General features: G+C 46.9%; 5 protein-coding genes. 3 read left to right on the forward strand and 2 right to left on the reverse strand.

The annotated features are described in order from the left end of the window. The 3 genes from Q0R35_RS08955 to hemF all read left to right on the forward strand — a co-directional run. Positions 1–660: M15 family metallopeptidase (locus Q0R35_RS08955; protein WP_295616394.1), on the forward strand; the 660-nt coding region annotated here is incomplete at its 5' end. A 134-nt stretch (positions 661–794) separates the two neighbouring features. Further along, positions 795–1,166 (forward strand): DUF3110 domain-containing protein, encoded by a 372-nt coding sequence (locus Q0R35_RS08960; RefSeq protein ID WP_295616397.1) that lies wholly within the window; start codon positions 795–797, stop codon positions 1,164–1,166. 126 nt (positions 1,167–1,292) lie between these two features. After that, complete coding sequence (gene hemF / locus Q0R35_RS08965; RefSeq protein ID WP_295616400.1) at positions 1,293–2,309, forward strand: oxygen-dependent coproporphyrinogen oxidase; 1,017 nt, start codon at positions 1,293–1,295, stop codon at positions 2,307–2,309. Positions 2,310–2,452: 143 nt separating this feature from the next. Here hemF and Q0R35_RS08970 read toward each other — a convergent pair whose 3' ends face one another. Together Q0R35_RS08970 and Q0R35_RS08975 are read right to left on the reverse strand one after the other, a co-directional pair. Continuing rightward, entirely contained in the window at positions 2,453–3,007 is a 555-nt protein-coding gene (locus tag Q0R35_RS08970; RefSeq protein WP_295616404.1) for a hypothetical protein, read from the reverse strand. 208 nt (positions 3,008–3,215) lie between these two features. After that, positions 3,216–3,800 (reverse strand): M23 family metallopeptidase (locus Q0R35_RS08975; protein ID WP_295616407.1); only part of this gene is annotated, 585 nt, incomplete at its 5' end.

The raw sequence follows: 3,800 nt of genomic DNA on the forward strand, positions 1-3,800 counted from the left end.
GTTGCGATTCCGTTAGAGCTATTTGCAGTTGAAACACCGCATCCATATATTAAGTGTGGCGCAGATTATGATGGTAAGTCTCCTTATTATCTCCGCCAGGGAGTACTCGATCGACTGATTCGAGCGCAGGAAGATTTGCAACAAATTCATCCAGGTTGGCGGATTCAGATTTTTGATGCTTATCGTCCGGTGGAGGTGCAGCAGTATATGGTCGATTATACTTTTCACCAGACGGTTCGCGATCGGCAATTAGATTTAGCCAGCCTTTCGGAGGCGCAGCAGCAAGAAATTTGGGATGATGTTTATCAGATCTGGGCGATTCCGAGTTTTGAATTGGCAACACCACCGCCGCATAGTACGGGAGCTGCGATCGATATTACACTAGTAGATGAGCGTGGAGAGCTGGTGAATATGGGTTCAATAATCGATGAAATGTCCGATCGATCTTTACCGGATTATTTTGCCAATGCTCTAGATCCGATTGAGATCGAGTATCATCAAAATCGCCAACTCCTCGATCGCATTATGACCACTAGTGGCACGATTCGACATCCTGGTGAATGGTGGCATTTTTCGTATGGCGACCAATTGTGGGCATGGTTGAAGCATCAAGCCGATTCTCAACATCCGCTTGCAGCTAATTATGGCAGAGTTATCTAGTCAAGAGCGGCTGTAAATAGAGGGATATTTCGATCGGCGATCGCCCATTCCAGCTTAATATGGAAGAAAGAGTTAGTTGCTAGAGTTCGCTCTCTAGTGACGAGATTTATCCCAAATAACAAATCACAAATTCCATGAGTGTCTTTGTCTTATTATTTAACGCGCGCACTGATAATGAGGGAATTTATTCGACTCAAGTTGGCGATCGCAATGTAATTTTAATGTTTGAACAAGAGGATGATGCGATCCGGTATGCCGATCAATTGGAGGCGGAAGATTTCCCCAAACCCACGGTAGAAGGCATCGATCCGGAAGAGATCGAAGAATTTTGCCAAGATTCTGACTACGATTTTATTGTCGTCACGCCAGAAATGTTGGTCACGCCGCCTTCTCAAAATTTAGAAGAAACCGATTGGCAACCAGACGGCAAGCCAAAATCTCAGCCAGAGGATGAAAGTAGTATCGATCTCGAAGCAATGCGAAAACGCCTAGAAAAGTTGCTCTAAACCTAATTTGTATATTTCCCGTAACAACGATCGGCTGTCGATTGCTCGAATATGCTACTTTGCTAGATAGTCGCCAACTGCTGCTGTTACAAATATTTTTGATTTAACCCTATTCACCCTCTGGATATGACAGCTTTTTCCACCGAAACTAAATTTCTGCCGCCTACCGATGCCAAAAGTCGGATTACTCAGTTCATGCGGGAATTTCAAGATAGTGTCTGTCAAGGCTTAGAAGCCGTTGATGGTGGGGGTAAATTTCAAGAAGAAAGCTGGGATCGTCCGGAAGGCGGTGGCGGTCGATCGCGGGTGATGAAAGAGGGTAATATCTTCGAGCAAGGTGGTGTTAATTTTTCGGAAGTTTGGGGCGACCATTTGCCGCCTTCGATTTTAAGTCAACGTCCCGATGCGGCTGGACATCGGTGGTTTGCGACGGGTACTTCGATGGTGCTGCATCCTCGCAATCCTTATATTCCGACAGTGCATCTCAACTATCGTTATTTTGAAGCTGGCCCGGTGTGGTGGTTTGGGGGTGGTTTAGATCTGACTCCCTACTATCCATTCGCTGAAGATGCCAGTCATCTGCACAATACGCTCAAGGGAGCTTGCGACAAGCACAGTCCCGATTTATATCCGACTTTTAAATTATGGTGCGATGAATATTTCTATCTCAAGCATCGCAATGAGACGCGCGGTGTAGGAGGCATTTTCTTTGACTATCAAGACGGACAAGGCGCGTTATATCGCGGCTCCGACCCCAAAGGCCCTGCGGCGCAATATAGCGATGCCCTGGGAGTTCCTGCACCCCGCTCGTGGGAGGAATTATTCGCCATTTCTCAAGACTGCGCTCATAGTTTCTTGCCTGCGTATGTTCCGATCGTCGAACGTCGTCGCAATACTGAGTATGGCGAACATCAGCGCAATTTTCAACTATATCGGCGCGGACGCTATGTAGAATTTAATTTAGTCTACGATCGCGGTACGATCTTTGGATTGCAAACCAATGGACGCACCGAATCGATTCTGATGTCTTTACCCCCACTCGTGCGCTGGGAATACGGCTACAAACCCGAACCCAATTCTCCTGAAGCCCAACTCTACGACGTTTTCCTTAAACCCCAAGACTGGGCAAATTGGCAGGGATAATTTCTGAGTTCGGAGATGGGAGCGCGGAGATGGGAGATAAGAGATCGGAGATATGACGCAAGCGTCCTAATCGCTAGAGTCTCAAGTCTAACTTCTCCCATCCCCGCTCTCCCCGATCCCATCTCCGCGCTCCCATCTCCCATCTATTTATCCATACAAAACTGATAAAACAACTCACCATCTTCAAACGGTTGCTGACTGGATAAATTTCTGAGCCAATTATCATCGATTAATCGTTGTCCTAATCTAACAGCTCGATCGCGATCGAGTGTTATTCGCTCTGATATCCAATCTACACCTTCTCTACCGATAAAACACCGGAGATAAGGCAGGCGAAAACTTTGAGATCGATTCTCAATTTTAACTCCTTGTGGCGATCGCATTGCTTCCACTAATTGAGCAAGATTGTAATATTTAACGATCTCGTCAGGATTTTCAACTATTTTTGTAATATACCGATCCTCATACCAAATGGTGACAATATTGCCATCTTCTACTAGCAGACAAGCTATGACTGGCTCTGGATCGAGATAGCTGCGACGCATCTCTGTAATGGCAATTTGGCGTTGGTGCTGGGGATAAGAATTACCGCGAACGAATAAATTACCCTGGTAATTTACACCGCTGACAATTTCTGATGTATTTCCGAACTGACGCACAAGTTGACAATAACTAACGTCTTGTGACTTGAGTAACATGCCACCTGATTTCCTAATAAGACTAAGTTTAATTAAACAGCGATCTAACTTACAGCTAGGTTTTATAGTAAATAGAGGTCGAACTCGCGATCGACATCAATATTAGTTAATATACCCCTACATTCAGTCGATATTAACCGATCGTCAAAATATCCTGGTTGCGATGGGCACCAGGATATCAGGACAGTCAGTTTTACTTTAATCGCAGCTACTGTGGCTGCTCGATATTCGATACATCTCTCTGGGCAAAAGCAGGCATCGACCTACGGAGATTATCTAGAGCATACTTCATCTCTTGAGCGGGATCGATCGCCACCCAACCATCGGCAGTAGCTAATCGCGATTCAAAGTGCAAGTGGGGGCCTGTCGAGTTGCCTGTGCTGCCCACGCGCCCGATGACCATGCCTTGTTCGATTCTTTGTCCTGGTTGGACAAAAACTTCAGATAGGTGACCGTAGAGCGTCTGCTGAACGCCATTGTGTTGAATGACGATCGCTTTACCATAGCCGCCAAACCAACCCGCCGAAACAATCGTGCCCGATCCGGCAGCGACAACCGGGGCACCCATTGGCGCACCGATATCAATGCCCGAATGGAAGCGACGACTGCCTGTAATGGGATGCGTCCGCCAGCCATAGCTAGATGTTTGTGGTGCTGGGCTGGAAAGAGGGTAAATTAGCTGCACACCAGTCTCGTTCGTGCCCGGATTGACAAAAGCCACCGCAGTCGAGGGTAATGCCGCTGCTGCTGGGCGCACGCTCGGAATGGCACTTACTGTGGGTACTAGTCTGTT

Origin of the sequence: Chamaesiphon sp. GL140_3_metabinner_50 (genome assembly GCF_025361915.1) — a bacterium.
GTDB lineage: Bacteria > Cyanobacteriota > Cyanobacteriia > Cyanobacteriales > Chamaesiphonaceae > Chamaesiphon.